Source organism: Bradyrhizobium sp. BWA-3-5, assembly GCF_032917985.1.
Taxonomy (GTDB): Bacteria; Pseudomonadota; Alphaproteobacteria; order Rhizobiales; family Xanthobacteraceae; genus Bradyrhizobium.
The window spans coordinates 619,622-635,273 of the sequence record NZ_CP136626.1; the positions used below are offsets into that span (position 1 = coordinate 619,622).

15 protein-coding genes are annotated in these 15,652 nt (G+C 63.0%); 2 read left to right on the top strand and 13 right to left on the bottom strand.

Annotation, left to right across the window (positions count from 1 at the left end):
- Window positions 1–43: 43 nt before the first annotated feature.
- Entirely contained in the window at window positions 44–538 is a 495-nt protein-coding gene (locus RX331_RS02895; RefSeq protein WP_317255157.1) for a VOC family protein, read from the bottom strand.
- Between the two features lie 174 nt (window positions 539–712).
- Window positions 713–1,258 (bottom strand): carboxymuconolactone decarboxylase family protein, encoded by a 546-nt coding sequence (locus tag RX331_RS02900; RefSeq protein WP_317255158.1) that lies wholly within the window; start codon window positions 1,256–1,258, stop codon window positions 713–715.
- 160 nt (window positions 1,259–1,418) lie between these two features.
- Between RX331_RS02900 and RX331_RS02905 the strand changes: the two genes are divergently transcribed.
- Both RX331_RS02905 and RX331_RS02910 read left to right on the top strand, forming a co-directional pair.
- Window positions 1,419–2,603 carry an acyl-CoA dehydrogenase family protein gene (locus RX331_RS02905; RefSeq protein WP_317255159.1) on the top strand — a complete coding sequence of 395 codons (1,185 nt, stop codon included), beginning with the start codon at window positions 1,419–1,421 and terminating at the stop codon, window positions 2,601–2,603.
- A 166-nt stretch (window positions 2,604–2,769) separates the two neighbouring features.
- Window positions 2,770–3,909 (top strand): acyl-CoA dehydrogenase family protein, encoded by a 1,140-nt coding sequence (locus tag RX331_RS02910; RefSeq protein ID WP_317255160.1) that lies wholly within the window; start codon window positions 2,770–2,772, stop codon window positions 3,907–3,909.
- Window positions 3,910–4,069: 160 nt separating this feature from the next.
- On the opposite strand, the gene RX331_RS02915 is transcribed toward RX331_RS02910, so the two are convergent.
- The 11 genes from RX331_RS02915 to RX331_RS02965 all read right to left on the bottom strand — a co-directional run bounded on the left by RX331_RS02915 (window position 4,070) and on the right by RX331_RS02965 (window position 15,605).
- Window positions 4,070–5,110, bottom strand: coding sequence for an amino acid ABC transporter substrate-binding protein (locus tag RX331_RS02915; RefSeq protein ID WP_317255161.1), 1,041 nt, complete (start codon window positions 5,108–5,110; stop codon window positions 4,070–4,072).
- A 51-nt stretch (window positions 5,111–5,161) separates the two neighbouring features.
- The gene (locus RX331_RS02920; RefSeq protein ID WP_317255162.1) at window positions 5,162–5,761 is read right to left on the bottom strand and encodes a L,D-transpeptidase; all 600 of its coding nucleotides are present in this window, start codon (window positions 5,759–5,761) and stop codon (window positions 5,162–5,164) included.
- A gap of 156 nt (window positions 5,762–5,917) precedes the next feature.
- Window positions 5,918–6,049, bottom strand: coding sequence for a DUF2474 domain-containing protein (locus tag RX331_RS02925; protein WP_317255163.1), 132 nt, complete (start codon window positions 6,047–6,049; stop codon window positions 5,918–5,920).
- Window positions 6,046–7,056 (bottom strand): cytochrome d ubiquinol oxidase subunit II, encoded by a 1,011-nt coding sequence (cydB, locus tag RX331_RS02930; RefSeq protein WP_317255164.1) that lies wholly within the window; start codon window positions 7,054–7,056, stop codon window positions 6,046–6,048. Before cydB ends, RX331_RS02925 begins: the two co-directional genes overlap by 4 nt.
- Window positions 7,053–8,450 carry a cytochrome ubiquinol oxidase subunit I gene (locus RX331_RS02935; RefSeq protein ID WP_317257988.1) on the bottom strand — a complete coding sequence of 466 codons (1,398 nt, stop codon included), beginning with the start codon at window positions 8,448–8,450 and terminating at the stop codon, window positions 7,053–7,055. The genes cydB and RX331_RS02935 overlap by 4 nt, the downstream gene beginning before the upstream one ends.
- Window positions 8,451–8,596: 146 nt before the next feature.
- A complete protein-coding gene (locus RX331_RS02940; protein ID WP_317255165.1) occupies window positions 8,597–9,556 on the bottom strand; it encodes a hypothetical protein in 960 nt (319 codons plus the stop codon).
- A 235-nt stretch (window positions 9,557–9,791) separates the two neighbouring features.
- Window positions 9,792–9,992, bottom strand: a complete 201-nt coding sequence (locus RX331_RS02945; RefSeq protein WP_317255166.1) for a hypothetical protein — start codon at window positions 9,990–9,992, stop codon at window positions 9,792–9,794.
- Window positions 9,993–10,165: 173 nt separating this feature from the next.
- Window positions 10,166–10,777 (bottom strand): sigma-70 family RNA polymerase sigma factor, encoded by a 612-nt coding sequence (locus tag RX331_RS02950; RefSeq protein ID WP_317255167.1) that lies wholly within the window; start codon window positions 10,775–10,777, stop codon window positions 10,166–10,168.
- Window positions 10,778–11,161: 384 nt separating this feature from the next.
- Entirely contained in the window at window positions 11,162–11,899 is a 738-nt protein-coding gene (locus RX331_RS02955) for a response regulator (protein WP_317255168.1), read from the bottom strand.
- Entirely contained in the window at window positions 11,896–13,641 is a 1,746-nt protein-coding gene (locus tag RX331_RS02960; protein WP_317255169.1) for a DUF3369 domain-containing protein, read from the bottom strand. The genes RX331_RS02955 and RX331_RS02960 overlap by 4 nt, the downstream gene beginning before the upstream one ends.
- Window positions 13,611–15,605 (bottom strand): ATP-binding protein, encoded by a 1,995-nt coding sequence (locus tag RX331_RS02965; protein WP_317257989.1) that lies wholly within the window; start codon window positions 15,603–15,605, stop codon window positions 13,611–13,613. Before RX331_RS02965 ends, RX331_RS02960 begins: the two co-directional genes overlap by 31 nt.
- Window positions 15,606–15,652 lie beyond the last annotated feature (47 nt).

Genomic DNA, 15,652 nt, shown 5'->3' on the forward strand with positions numbered 1-15,652 from the left:
GAGATGGATTGCTTTGCCTTGCTCGCAATGACGGAGTTGAGACCTACGCATCCCGCGCTCGCAGTAGATCCTCCAGATCGAGCCGCTTGGTAAACATCGCAAGCGATCCGTCCGGCGCGCGCGGCCATTCCTCTTTCGGTCGGTCGCGATAAAGCTCGACGCCGTTCTGGTCGGGATCGCGCAAGTACAGCGCCTCGCTGACGCCGTGATCGCTGGCGCCATCGAGCTCGATGCCGGCCTCGATTACGCGAAATAGCGCATCGGCCAGCGCCGGGCGGGTGGGGTAGAGAATGGCGGTGTGAAATAGCCCGGTCGTGCCCGGCGGTGGCGGATGGCCGCCTTTGCTTTCCCAGGTGTTGAGGCCAATATGATGGTGATAGCCGCCGGCTGAGATGAACGCGGCACCGGAGCCCATCCGCTGCATCAGCTCAAAGCCGAGCACGCCGCAATAGAAGCCCAGCGCGCGTTCGAGATCGGCGACCTTGAGGTGGACGTGACCGATGCGGGTGCCGGCGATGATGGGAGGATGTGAGGGCATGGCTTCTCCACTCGCGATTCCTGAACCTCGCCCCGCTTGCGGGGAGGGGTCGGACTTTACGCGAAGCGGAAAGTCCGGGTGAGGGGGTACAGGTCGATCGTAAGGTCACAATTCGCGGAGGGAGCCCCCACCCCAACCCTCTCCCCGCAAAGAGCGGGAGAGGGAGCTTAGACATCACGCAAGATCCGACACCTCGCCATCCGGCAGCCCGAACTTAAACGTGTTCAGCGTCATCGACACCATTGTGTAATAGCCGCACAGCCCGATCACCTCGACCACGCCGCGCTCGGTAAGCAGCTTCACCGCCTCATCGTACAGCGGCTGCGACACGCCTTTGCCTTCATGCAATGACTTTGCGAGGTCGTAGATCATCTGACCCTTGGGATCGTCGAAAACAGGCGTGCGGCGATCCCGGATGTCTTCGATGATCTTGGGGTCCATGCCGCCCTTCAGCGCCAGGCGCTTGTGGGCGAACCATTCGTAATGCGAGGTCCAGTGCCTTGCGGTGACGAGGATCGCGATCTCGGAAAGCTTTGCCGGAAAGATCGTGTTGAAGCGGAGCTGCTCGCCGAGCCGCGTCGCATGCCGTGCCATGTCGGGGCTGTTGAGCCAGGCCATCATCGGCGCCGGCGGCGCGCCGCGCTTGCCCGCGATCGCCTCGTCGTAGATTTCTTTCTGGTCGGCGTTCATTTCGCCAGGCGAAAGCAGTTTCAGCCGCATCGGCGTTTCCTTTTGTTTTTCAATCGTTCCGGCTTTGCGAATACACCCGATCGGGCACTATGACCACGGCCATAACGGCATCACCTGACGTCAGACATATATTGAATTCCGCGAGCCGAGGGCTAAGGTCGTCTCAAACATCGCATATGGAAACGCCGATATGTCCGATCTGGAAACATTCCGCCGTGAAACCCGCGCCTGGCTGGAGGCCAATTGCCCGCCGGAGATGCGCCGTCCGATGACCTCGGAAAGCGACACCTATTGGGGCGGACGTAACGCAAAGTTCGCGTCGGAGCCGCAGCGCGTCTGGTTCGAGCGGATGCGCGACAAGGGCTGGACCGTGCCGGACTGGCCTAAGGAATATGGCGGCGGCGGGCTCGATCGCGCCGAGCACAAGGTGCTGCGCGAGGAGATGACGGCGATCGGCGCCCGCGCGCCGTTGTCGAGCTTCGGCATCTGGATGCTCGGACCGGCGCTGCTCAAATACGGCAACGAGGCTCAGAAGAAGGAGCATCTGCCGAAAATCGCCGCCGGCCTGATCCGCTGGTGCCAGGGCTATTCCGAGCCGAACGCCGGATCGGACCTCGCCTCGCTGCAGACCCGCGCCGAAAGCGACGGCGACGATTACATCATCAACGGCCAGAAGATCTGGACGTCGTACGCGAACTACGCCGACTGGATCTTCTGCCTGGTGCGCACCGATCTGACGGCAAAGAAGCATGACGGCATCAGCTTCATCCTGTTCGACATGGCTTCCAAGGGCGTGTCGACCAAGCCCATTCTCCTGATCTCGGGCTATTCGCCGTTCTGCGAAACCTTCTTCGATAATGTGCGCGTGCCGAAATCGCATGTGGTCGGCACCGTCAACCGCGGCTGGGATGTCGCCAAGTACTTGCTGCAGCATGAGCGCGCGATGATCTCAGGCACCGGCGAGCGCGGCATCGGCCGTCCGCTCGGCCAAGTCGCCGCCGATACCGTCGGCAGCGATGAGTCCGGCCGGCTCGACGATGCCATGCTGCGCGGCCAGATCGCGACGTTCGATGTCGACGAGGCGGCGTTCGCGGCGGTGGCCGAGCGCGCGATCGATCTGGCGAAAGCCGGGCAGTCGCATCCGGCTTTCTCCTCGGCGATGAAGTATTACGGCACCGAGCTCAACAAGCGCCGCCATGAAATCCTGATGTCAGCCGGCGGCATCGATGCGCTGGAATGGGAAAGCGAGCGTTCGCGGGGTGGCGCCCGTCCGCGCGCCTGGCTGCGCACGAAAGCCAACTCGATCGAAGGCGGCACCTCAGAGGTGATGCTCGGCATCGTCGCCAAGCGCATCCTGGATTTGCCGGGGGCCTAGCGCACCCTCACGTCGTCCCTGCGAACGCAGGGACCCATAACCACCGCCGCCGAGTATTGGTCGTGACGTTAGCTCCAATTCCTATTCGATAGCCGCGGTATATGAGTCTCTGCGTTCGCAGGGACGACGAAGCAACGTAATTCATCTCTGAAGCGGATATCTGAAAATGCCCCTTATCCTCACCGAAGAACAATCCATGCTGCGCGACAGCGCGCGCGGCCTCATCAGCGACAAGGCGCCCGTGTCGCATCTGCGCCACCTGCGCGACAGCAAGGATGAAACGGGATTCTCCCGCGACCTCTGGAAGTCGTTTGCCGAGATGGGCTTCTCCGGCCTTCTGGTGCCCGAAAACTTCGGCGGCAGCGGGCTCGGCTATGTCGAGGCCGGCGTGGTGATGGAGGAAATCGGCCGCACCCTGATGCCGTCGCCGTTCCTGTCGACGGCGGTGCTCGCGGCTTCCGCGCTGTCGCGTGGCGGCAATGAAGCACAGAAGTCTGCGCACCTGCCTGATATCGCTGATGGATCGCTGCTGGCTGCGCTGGCGGTCGACGAAGGCACAAAACACCGTCCGCTGCAGATCAATTTGCAGGCGGTGCGGTCAGGTAACGGTTTCAAGCTCAGCGGCGCCAAGGCGTTGGTGGTCGACGGCCACACCGCCGATCTCCTGATCGTCGCTGGCCGCACCGGCGGCGCGCCCGGCGAGCGCAACGGGCTGACGCTGTTCCTGGTCGATCCCAAAGCCAAGGGCGTTGCGATCGAGCGCACCGTGATGGTCGATGCGCATAACGCGGCGCGCATCGCGTTCGACAATGTCGAGGTCAATGCCGACCAGGTGCTCGGCGAAGTCGACCAGGGCTATCAGCTGCTGGATGGCCTGCTCAATATCGGCCGCGGCGCCGTCGCCTCCGAAATGGTGGGCCTCTCCGAAGAGGTGTTCGGGCGCACTGTCACCTATCTCAAGGAGCGCAAGCAGTTCGGCAAATTGATCGGCGAATTCCAGGCGCTGCAGCACCGCGCCGCCCAGCTCTATGTCGATATCGAGATCACCCGCGCGGCCGTGCTAAAGGCGCTGCAGGCGCTCGATGGCGATTTCGATCACGCCGGCGCAGCGATTGCCGTCGCCAAGGCGCGCGCCGGCACCACGGCGACGCAGGCGGTGCAGGAAGGCGTGCAGATGCACGGCGGCATGGGCATGACCGATCAGTTCGACATCGGCTTCTTCATGAAGCGCGCGCGGGTCTGCCAGGAATTGTTCGGGGATAGCAACTATCACGCCGATCAACTAGCGCGGATGAAGAGTTATTGAAGGATTGTGGCGCGCGCCAAACGCGCCCCACACACCGCCGTTATTACCCGCGAAGGCGGGTGATCCAGTATGCCGAGGCTTCTCGGTCAACGTCTTGCTTCTCTGGAATACTGGATCGCCCGCCTTCGCGGGCGATGACAATTGTGGGTGCTGATAGGGCTTACCGTATCGGCGGCGCGTACTGAATCCCACCGTTGCTCCACAGCGAGTTCAGCCCGCGCGGGATCTTCAGCTTCGATCCTTCGCCGACATTGCGCTCGTAGATCTCGCCGTAATTGCCGACATGGCGGATGATGCGGGCGGCCCAGTCCTTGGGCAGGCCGAGGTCCTCGCCGTAGGTGCCTTCGGTGCCGACCAGGCGCATCACGTCGGGCTTCTTCGATTTCAAGGCCTCGTCGATGTTCTTCGAGGACACGCCGAGCTCCTCGGCGTTGATCATCGCATAGAGCGTCCACTTCACGATCATCATCCAGTCGTCGTCGCGCTGGCGCACCACGGGTGCGAGCGGCTCCTTGGAGATGACGTCGGGCAGGATGACGTGGTCGCTCGGCTGGATCAGGTTCAGCCGCAGCGCGTAGAGCTGGGATACGTCGGCGCTGAAGGTGTCGCACTTGCCGCCTTCATAGGCCTTGAGCACGTCTTCCAGCTTCGGAAGCTTCACTTCCGTGTATTTCATGTTGTTGGCGCGGAAATGGTCGGCGACGTTGAGCACCGTCGTCGTTCCCTCCTGGACGCAGACCTTGCTGTTGTTGAGGTCCAGCGCGGAATCGATGTTACGCGAGCGCGGCACCATGAAGCCCTGACCGTCGTAATAGGCGACCGCCGGGAAATAGAGGTCGTAATTGGTTTCGCGCGACATGCTCCAGGTCGAATTGCGCGAGAGGATGTCGACCTTGCGGCTCTGCAGCTCCTTGAAGCGCTCGCTGGCGTCGAGCGGCACGAATTTCGCCTTCTTCGGATCGTCGAAGATCGCGGAGGCCACCGCGCGGCAGAAATCGACGTCGAAGCCGGTCCAGTCGCCCTTGTCGTCGGGGATCGAGAAGCCGGGCAAGCCCTTGTTGACGCCGCACAACACCTCGCCGCGGCGGATGGTGCGCTTCAAGGTCTTGGTGTCGTAACGCTCATAGGTGATTGCGGCAGCCGCAACCGCGACCGCGACCGCCAGCCCGATGAGCAGGCCGCCTCGAAATGTCCGTAGCATTTTTAACTCGCCAATATGTTGGAATGGAGCGCTGAAGAAACAGCGGCGGGATTAAAGCTCAGGCTTCTGACGGATAATCACCTTGGTGCCGACCGGCACGCGCTCATAGAGATCGGTGACGTCGGCGTTGACCAGGCGGAAACAGCCGGAGGAAACGGCGGTGCCGATCGTGTCGGGACGGTTGGTGCCGTGGATGCGGTAGACGGTGGTGCCGAGATACATGGCGCGGGCGCCGAGCGGGTTGCCGGGGCCGCCGGCCATGAAGCGCGGCAGATAAGGCTGGCGCGCGATCATCTCCGGCGGCGGCGTCCAGTCCGGCCACTCCGCCTTGCGGGTGATGTTGACGAGCCCCTGCCACTGGAATCCTTCGCGGCCGACACCAATGCCGTAGCGCAGCGCGCGGCCATTGCCCTGGATCAGATAGAGATGGCGCTCGGCGGTGACGACGATGATGGTGCCCGGCGCCTCGTTGGTGCGATAGAGCACCGCGGTCTTCCTGAATTGCGGATCGAGCTCGACGGATTCGTCGGGAAGCAGGCCCGGCTGATCACCGACATCGGGCTGGCGCAACTGCGCCTGGCTCTGCGAAGCCGAGAGGACCAGACCGCCGGTCGCAATCAACATGCAGATCAGGTGCCGAAATTTTTTCATCGCAAAATTCTCCTATCGGCCAAGTAAGCCAAATCAGCGGAACCATCAAATCTCAGGGCTAGCTTGATGGCAAGTTTAGGGCGAATGTGACTTATATCCTACTGAAATGTCTCTGAATTTCCGCATGTCGCCATATTCATGGGAGCTCCAGCCGCCTTATTTCGGCGCGATCCAGAGCCGCAGCAGAAACGAAATCAGCGCTACCGTGCCGACGCCGCCGAGCCACAGCGCTGCGAACCACAGCAAACGATGGGTCAGAGGACGCTGGCTTGGCTTGATCTCTGTCAATGGTATCCGCTCTCGGGTCTAACCTTGCCGCGGAATACCCAATAGGCCCACGCCGTGTAGGCGAGGATCAGCGGGATCAGCCCGGCGACCCCGACCAGCATGAAGAGCTGGCTGTTCTCCGGCGCCGCCGCCTGCCAGATCGTGATGCTCTGCGGCACGATGTAGGGATACATGCTGATGCCGAGCCCGGCATAGGACAGCGCAAACAACCCCAGCGCCAGGAAGAACGGCTGATAGTCATATTTCTTCGCGAGGCTGCGCAGCAGGAGTGCGGTGATGACGGCTACCGAGATCGGCACCTGCGCGGTCAGGAGGACGTTCGGCCAGGCGAACCAGCGATGGGTGTACTGCACATGCAGGAATGGCGTTGCGAGGCTGACCGCGCCGATCGCGCCCAGCATTGCCAGCAAAAATATCCAGCTCAAATGATAGGCGCGGTCGCGCAACTCGCCTTCGGTCTTCATGACGAGCCATGTTGCGCCGAGCAGCGAATAGCCAATCACCAGCGATATTCCGGTCAGAATGCTGAACGGCGTCAGCCAGTCCCACCAGCCGCCGGCATAGTGCCGCCCCTCGACATGCACGCCCTGCAGAATGGCGCCGAGGGCGATGCCTTGGGCCAGCGTCGCCAGCAGCGATCCGCCGAAAAAAGCGACATCCCACTTGTTGCGCTCTTTGGTCGTGCGCCAGCGGAATTCAAAGGCAACACCGCGGAAGACGAGACCGAGCAGCATCACGATGACGGGCGTGTAGAGCGCCGGCATCAGAATGGCATAGGCCAGCGGAAAAGCGGCCATCAGCCCGCCGCCGCCGAGCACCAGCCAGGTCTCGTTGCCGTCCCACACCGGCGCGACGCTGTTCATGATGACGTCGCGGTCGTGCTTCTCGGGGAAGAGCGGAAACAGGATGCCGAGGCCGAGATCGAAGCCGTCCATCACGACATAGACGAACACGGCAAAGGCGATGATGAAGGCCCAGACGGTGGCGAGGTCGACCGCGATGCTCATGGGCGGGCTCCCTGGGTCGCGGGTGTGATGCCGGCGGTGCGGGTCGGTGCCTCCTTCGACGGTCCTTCCTCGCCGGGATGCGGCGGTGCCGCCATCAGGCGCAGCAGGTAGGTCACGCCGGCGGCGAACACGATGAAATAGACGATGATGAAAGCGATCAGCGAGGAGCCGACGGCAGGCGCCGCCAGCGGCGAGGCCGAGTCGACGGTTCGCAACAGTCCATACACGGTGAACGGTTGCCGCCCGACCTCGGTAGTAATCCACCCCGCCAGCACGGCGATGAAGCCCGCAGGCGCCATCGCGACCGCGAACATGTGCAGCAGCCGGGAATCGTAGAGTTTGCCCTGCACGCGCATCAAGAGGCTGAACAGGCCGAGCGCCAGCATCAACAGGCCCATGCCGACCATGATGCGGAACGACCAGAACGCGATCGCGACCGGCGGCCAGTTTTCGCGCGGCACCGTGTCGAGCCCGGCCATCGGAGCATTAGGCGAGTGCTTGAGAATGACCGAGCCGAGCTTCGGCACCTCGATCGCGAAATCGACCCTTCCGGCTTGCTGGTTGGGCAGGCCGAACAGGATCAGCGGCGCCCCGTCCTCGTGGCTCTGGAAGTGGCCTTCCATCGCCATGATCTTCACCGGCTGATGCTCCAGCGTGTTGAGCCCGTGTTGGTCGCCGGCAAGGATCTGGATCGGCGCCACCAAGGTCGCCATCCACATCGCCATCGAGAACATCACGCGCGCCCCCGCCAGATGGCGATCACGGAGCAGGTGCCAGGCGCCGACTGCGCCGACCACCAGCGCGGTGGTCAGATACGCTGCCAGCACCATGTGCACGAGGCGATAGGGGAAGGATGGATTGAAGATCACCTTGAGCCAGTCGGCGGCGATGAACTGCCCGTCGGCATTGACGGTGTGGCCGGTCGGCGTCTGCATCCAGGAATTGGCGGAGAGAATCCAGAACGCCGAAATCAGCGTGCCGATCGCGACCATCAGCGTCGCCAGGAAATGCAACCTTGGGCCGACGCGCTTCAGCCCGAACAGCATGACGCCGAGGAAGCCGGCCTCCAGGAAGAACGCCGTCAGGACCTCATAGGCCATCAAGGGGCCGATCACCGGTCCAACCTTGTCGGAGAAGGCCGACCAGTTGGTGCCGAACTGGTAGGACATCACGATGCCCGACACCACGCCCATGCCGAAGGCGACCGCGAAAATTTTCAGCCAATAATTGAAGAGATTGATGAAGACCTCGCGCCCGGTCCACAGCCACAACGCTTCGAGCACGGCGAGATAGCTGGCGAGCCCGATCGAGAAGGCGGGGAATATGATGTGGAACGACATCGTGAAAGCAAACTGCGCCCGGGCCAATACGACCGCATCAAAGCCTTCGAACATCCGCACCACCTGTCGCAGTTTCGTAACGAGCGCATGCTTCAAAAACGGAACCAGGTTTTCGAAAATTGCGTCCGACCCAGGCATTCAGACTATCACGCCCGATGCGACGATTATACCTGCACGCCGCGCGGGACAGGCGTGCGGGCCTATCCATTGTCCGATGGATCAAGTCCCAGCCTTCGGATGATCTCCGCCTTCACGGCCCGGGTCTGCTCCTTGCCGACCAGCACCGGACTGCGGATCTTCTTGCCGGTGCGGAGCCGGATCGCCAGGATGTAGTGGCCGCCCCTCCGGCCGCCGCTTTCGACATCGATGCCATCGACCTCGTCGCCGCTGACCATGTCGGTCTGCGTCCTGCCGATCAAAGACAACCGTTCAAACCTGAAGGCACCGTTGTGAACTATCCAGAATGCAGTGGTCCGGCGGAGATATCGGATCAGCACGAAGGCCACGATCGCGCCGAGCGACCAGACGGCGATCCCGAGGGCGGACAATTTGCCGCTCCAGATCGCATAGGCGAACGGAAGACTCAGCGAGCAGGCAAGCAGCGCGACCAGAGCGCGGTAGGCCATGACGCGGTTGGGGCCGAGCGGCTTGCCCAGCCGTATCCTGGCATTGGCTGAATCGAGCGGGTTCTCGGCGATTTCGGGCGCGGGCAAATGCAGCAGCCGGGCCACCTGCAAGGTGGTTCGTTGCACCTGGGTAACATCGGGCAGCGGCGGCGAGGTGAGCGTGTCGCCCGACAGGGTCTCGACGACGAGGGTGAACTCCACCGATTTGCCGATGCTCTTGCGCAGGCGCATCCCGGATATTTCGTGATCCCCGACCAGCTTTCGCTGCAGCTTCCCGAATGGCCGCTGTTCGCCGATCGCAATTTCGCCCGGCGTGATGATCCAGACGACGTTGCGATCAAACAGCGCCGCGATCAGCAGCAGGCATCCGAACAGCAGTGCGAAGAGGGCGGCGATGCCGAGCCACTGGTCGTTTGCAAGGTGCGCGAGGCCGGGCAGGGCGATCAGGCACAAGACGACGGCGATTCCGGCGAGAACGAGCCGCTCGTTGAGTGTCGTGCCCTTGCGTAACCTGACTTCGTTCTCGTCTGCCACAGCATCCACCGCCGGCGGCAAACATCACGAGCGGCCTTGTCGCGTCAAGCGGCAACGCGAGGTGGATGAAACACGATTGCGCCAGCGAGCCGATCGAACTTCAGTCGGACGTGAGTCTTTTCCATGTCACGCAAACAGCGGACGCCAAATACAAAGCGACCCGGCTGTGGGGGCATCCCGGCCGGGTCGTTGGAGGTTACTTGGAGGTCCTGGAACTTGGGAGGCTAGAGAAGCTTCAGCGGGGGGTCTCGCTGTCGTAGGAGATCACGCAAATCTCCTTGGGGCTCTTGGTGCCGCAATCGACCACCTGTTCGCGCACGAACGACGAGCCGGTGTCACGCTGAGCGCGGGGCTGGACGTTCTGGGCCGACAAGGTGGCGAGCGTTGCGACGGCGCCGAGCGGGACGATGAAAAAGCGGAAGGACGGCTTCAGCATGTTCGCTCTCCTGTTCGGCGTTGGCGTTGCGTTGATCGCAGGTATAGGGGGTGAGTTTTTCCGGGTGATGTCGCCGATTGTTTCATTTGTTTCGTCGGAGGTAATCTTTATCCGCGAAACCGGCCCCGCTCTACGCCCCCAGTTCCTTACTAATTGATTGAAATCATTTGGCTTTATGCAGCAAGGCTGTCCACGCCGGCGCCCTTAAGCAACTCGGCCAATTGTTTGCGGGCATAGAACATCCGGGTTTTCACCGTGCTCTGGGGGATGCCGATGATCAGGCCGGCCTCTTCCACCGACTTCTCGTGGTAGTAGACCAGGTTGATGATCTCGCGATGCGCCGGCGACAGTTTGGCGACGCAGGCGCGCAGGATTGCGCTGGTGTTGCTGCGGTCGAGCGAAGCTTCCGGGGTATCGGCTTCGTCGGCGATCTCCAACACGTCTTCCTGCTCGATATCCTCATGCTTGCGCTGGCGCAGCGCGGTCAGCGCCTTGAAGCGGGCGATCGACAAGAGCCAGGTCGAAACCTGCGAGCGGCCCTCGAACTGCGCGGCGGTGCGCCACACGTCGAGAAACACCTGGCTGACCAAATCTTCTGCCATCGTGGTGTCGCGCACCATGCGCAGCACGAAGCGGTAAACCCGAACGTTGTGGCGGGAGTAAAGCACATGCATCGCCGTCCGGTCGCCCTTGGCAATGCTCGCCAGCAGCATTTCGTCTGATATCGCGCGGGCGGCGGCAATCGACTGCTTGGCTGCGGCGTTGATGGCAATGACGTTCGACATGACAGGCTCCCAATTCCCCACGCCCGGCGGCGTTTCGTTGGAAGGATTGTTAATGAGGCTCGGTTTCGGGATGTCTGCTCGACAAGGGGAAAATGGTTTCGTGCCCGCGAGAATTGTTTCGTCGCGGGCCCTGCGACGAAACATTCGGACCGAAAACGCCAATAATTCCAATGTGTGGAAAATTGGAAGATTTCAGATGCGGATTTGTTCCATGCGCGTTGACCTGAAGAACGCTTCTTACCTCGCCCCGCTTGCTGGGAGAGGTCGGATTGCGAAGCAATCCGGGTGAGGGGGTATAGGTCTATCGAACTGCAGTGCTCGCGGAGAGAGCCCCTCACCCCGACCCTCTCCCCGCGAAGAGCGGCGCGAGGGAGCACAAAGAGCCTAACCCTTCTCGCCGGTCGGCGAGAACAGATAGCCGCCACCACGAATCGTCCGGATCACGGCAGGCTTGGTCGGATCGATCTCGATCTTGCGACGGATGCGCATGATGCGGAGATCCACGGCGCGGTCGAAGGCTTCGGCGTCGCGCGCATTGGCGAGCTCCAAAAGCCGCTCGCGCGACAGCACGCGCTTCGGATTGGCCGCGAACACTTTTAGCAGGCCGAATTCGGACGCCGTCAGCGGGTGCTCGTTGCCTTCATCGTCGCGCAGCGCCTGGGCTTCGAGGTCGAGCCATTTGGTGCCGAACCGCACCAGCTGCTCCTTCTCTGCCTTCGCCGCTGTCTCGGGCGCGGCGGCAGCTTTCGCCGGCGTGCTGCGGCGAAGCACCGAGCGGATGCGCGCCATCAGTTCGCGCAGCTCGCAGGGCTTGGCGATGTAATCGTCGGCGCCGAGCTCGAGGCCGACGACGCGGTCGATCGGGCTCGCAGTCGCCGTCAGCATGATGACGGGAACGTTGATGCGGCTCTTGAGGTCGCGAATGATCGATAGCCCGTCTTCCTCGGGCATGTTGAGGTCGAGCACGACGAGGTCGGGCACAGTGGTCTCGATCTCCTTGCGCAGGCTTTTTCCGCCGTCGCACAAGGTCACGCCGAAACCGTGCATCTTGAGGTAATCACCGACCATCTCGCGGGCCGGCGCCTCGTCATCGACAATGAAGATGTGCGGGTTCTGGGTCATGTCGTCTCTGTCGCAGGCAGTGTAACGGTAAAGGTCGATCCCTGTCCGGGGCCGGCGCTTTCCGCGGTCACATGGCCGCCATGCATATCGATGATGCGCTTGACGATCGACAGGCCGAGGCCGGTCGAGCTTTCCCCCGCCGTCGGCTTTGCCGATAGCCGCTGAAAGCGGCCGAACAGCCGTCCCAAATCCTCGGGCGACAGGCCGGCGCCCTGGTCGGCAATGCGGATCACCGTGTCGCCCTCCTCATGGCTGACGGTGACCGTGATCTTGCCGCCGATCGGCGAATATTTGATGGCGTTGCTGAACAGGTTGTCGATCGCCTCGCGGATGCGGTCGGTATCGCACATGGTGACGATATTCGGCGGTGCCGACACGTGGATGGTCTGCTGCTTGTTGACCGCCGAGGGCAGGTTGGAATCGGCGACCTCGGCAACCAGCGCCGCGACGTCGACCGGCTCGCGGCGGATGGTGATGTCGAAGGCGTCGGCCATCGCATCGGAAATCAAATGGTCGACCATCGTGGTCAGCCGCTTGGTGGCGTCCCTGATATGCTCGACCTGGGCGGTGATGTTCTCCTTCGGCGAGCCGGCGCCGATCAATTCGGTCAGCATCTCGGTGCGGCCGAGAATTACGCCGAGCGGATTCTTCAGGTCGTGCGCGACAGTGCCGAGAATTTCGTTCTTGAAGCCGTTGGCGCGCTGCAGCCGCAGCCATTGTGCGGAAAGACGGCGGTTGGCCTGCATCAGCGCGCGGGTGCGCTGGGCGACGCGGTCCTCGAGCTGGGTATTGGCCTCGTGCAGTTGCCGGTAGAGGATGACGTTGTCGAAGGCGATCGACAGGCGGCTGGAGAAGATCTCGACCAGCGCGCGGTCGGTGTCGGACAATTGGCGCTCGGCCTGCAGCAGCACCACCACCTCGCGGCCGCTGCCGGTGCGCAAATAAAGCACGCTGCGATGGTCGGCGAATTCGTTCTTGCGGCGCATAAACGCGGCTTCCACCATCGCCCGCAGATCCGGATCGAGCGCCTTGGAGCTGGTGGTGCCGATGAAGCGGCTGTAGCAGCCGGAGCCCGCCAGCACCGAGAACTCGGCGCCCGACGCGCCATCGTCGCGCAGCACCAGGATGCCGGCGCAGTCGACATTGAGCAGCGAGGCGAGCTGCGTCAGCACGCCTTCGGCGAGCCGCTGCATCGATTTGAAGTCGTAGAGCGTCGAGGCGGCATCGATGATGATCTCGAGCCCGCGCCGCGTCTGCACCATGCGCTCGAGCTGCTGATAGCTGCGCAGCGCCGCGGTCAGCGAGGTGAACAGCTTGTCGGCGGTCAGCTCGGTCTTGGCCTTGTAGTCGTTGATGTCGTACTGCACGATGACGCGGCGCTCCGGCGCCTGGCCCGGCTGTCCGGTGCGCAGGATGATGCGGACGGTCTCGTTCTTGATCTCGTTGCGGATGTATTCGACGAGCTCGAGCCCCGCGACATCGGTTTCCATGATGACGTCGAGGAGCACGGCGGCGACATCGGGATTGTCGCGCATCAGCTTGCGACCTTCGGCCGCGGAGTAGGCCGACAGGATTTCCAGCGTCGCGCCGTTCAGGCTGTAGTCGCTCAGCGCAAAGCGGGTGCCCTCATGCACCGCGGCATCGTCGTCGATGACGGCGACCTTCCATTTGCGGGCGGACGAGTCCTCCGGAGCGGCCCCGGTATCGTCGATCAGGTGGAGGACATCGTCCTGTTCGGCCATTGCGAAGTTCCGTCGGCTACTGTCTGGTCTACAATCGAAGGTCCGCCCTTGGCGACCTTGGGCATGATAATGCGGAATGTGGTGCCTTGTCCCAGCCTCGACTCCAGCATCATCCGGCCGCCAAGCTGTTGAGTGACAAGATTATAGACGATATGCAAGCCCAGCCCGGTACCGCCCTCGTTGCGGCGCGTCGTAAAGAACGGGTCGAACGCCTGCCGCTGCACGTCCGGCGTCATTCCGGCCCCGTTGTCGGCGAAAATGATCTCGACATCGTCGCTGCCGCGGGCCCGGGCCGAGATCGAGATCGCCCCGGAGCGGCCGTCGCCGAAGGCATGGTTGGCGGCGTTGAGGAAAAGATTGGTTAATATCTGGCCGTAGGAGCCGGGATAGCCGTCGATGACGAACCCTTCCGGCACGTCGACCGACAACGTGATCGCCGCCTTCTTCAATACCGGCTTCAGGCTAGCGACGATCTGGTCGGTGGCCTCGCTGAGATTGAATTGCCGGCGCTCGGCGTGCGAGCGGTCCACCGCCACCTGCTTGAACGACTGGATCAGCTCGCCGGCGCGGTGCAGGTTCGCCACCAATTGCCCCGCCGCATCGCGCGAGGACTTGACGAACTCGTCGAGCTTGGAGCGGCGCAACGGCTCGGTGCGCAATTCGGATTCGAAGGTTTCGGCCCGCCGCGCAAAGCTCGACGCCACCGTCAGGCTGATGCCGATCGGATTGTTCACCTCATGCGCGACGCCGGCCACCAGCCCGCCGAGCGCCGCCAGCCGTTCGGCGTCGATCAAATTCTGCTGCGCAGTGTTCAGCTCGAGCAGCGCGCTTTCGGCGCGCTCCTTGGCGGAGCGCAGCTCGTCTTCCGTCTTGCGCTTGGCGATGGCGTTCTCGCGAAACACGTCGACCGCGCGCGCCATGGCGCCGACCTCGTCCCTGGCTGTCGTGCCCTGTACCCCCCGATCCAGATTGCCCGACGTGATGGCGTGCATCGACCTGAGTATCTGTTGCAGCGGCAGGCGGATCGAGAGCGCGATCAAGACGCCGGCGGACAGGATGATGCCGAGGAACATCACGGCAATCGACAGCACCCGGCGCGAAATGCCCGACAGCGTCTTATCGAACGTCTCCTGCGCCTTCTGCTCGCGCTGGCGCATCTTGACCGACAATTCGTCGATCACGGCGATCGCCTCGGCCTGGCTGGCATCGATGGTGTTGCGCAGCAGCTCGGTCCTGACAGCGAGCTGCTCGGTCAATTTCGCCATGCCCTCGCGCAGCGCCACGGTGCGCGCCTGCAGGCGCTGCAGCGCCATGCGCTGCAGGTCATTGTCGGCGAGGTCGGTCATCACCGGGATGGTCTTCTCGATCGTCTCGGTGTTCCGGCGGGCGTCCTCGGCCGAGGTCGAGGCAGGCGACAAATAATAGGCGTTGGCGGCGACCAGCAGCGCGGTAAACGCCTCGCGGGACCTTCCGAGCGCTGGCCAAATCTGGGCATCGCGATGCCCGGTGGCGCCTTCGATGACCGAGTAGAGGCCCGCCATTTCCCGGGCCGGTCCCAGCACCTGCTGCTCGTAGGTCTTGGTGATGGTGGCCTGCGCGGCGCGCAATTCGCCGAAGCCGTTGAGGAAGCGGTCGGTGACCTGTTCGAGCCGCTCGACCGACCCCGACAGGATCGGGTCGTTGGCGGCGCGGTTGGTCAGCGTGCCCAGCACCGCTTCGCGCAGCAGCAGGATTTCGGCGAACAGTTCCGGGCTCGGCTGGTTGATATAGCGGTGGATCAGGTTCTGCAGCCTGGAGGTCTCGCTTTCGAGATGCGCCAGGATCTTGTCGGATTCGCGCACCAGCCGGACATCGTCCCAGGCCGAGCCGAGCACCTTGGCGCCGTTCCAGATCAGGATGGCGAGCACGACCACGACGGCGGAGTTCAGCGCGGCAATCGACAGGATGCGCCAGCGGATCGGCACGGCGCGCAGCCACTGGACCACGCGAAAGCGACCGCGCGCGGCGAAGC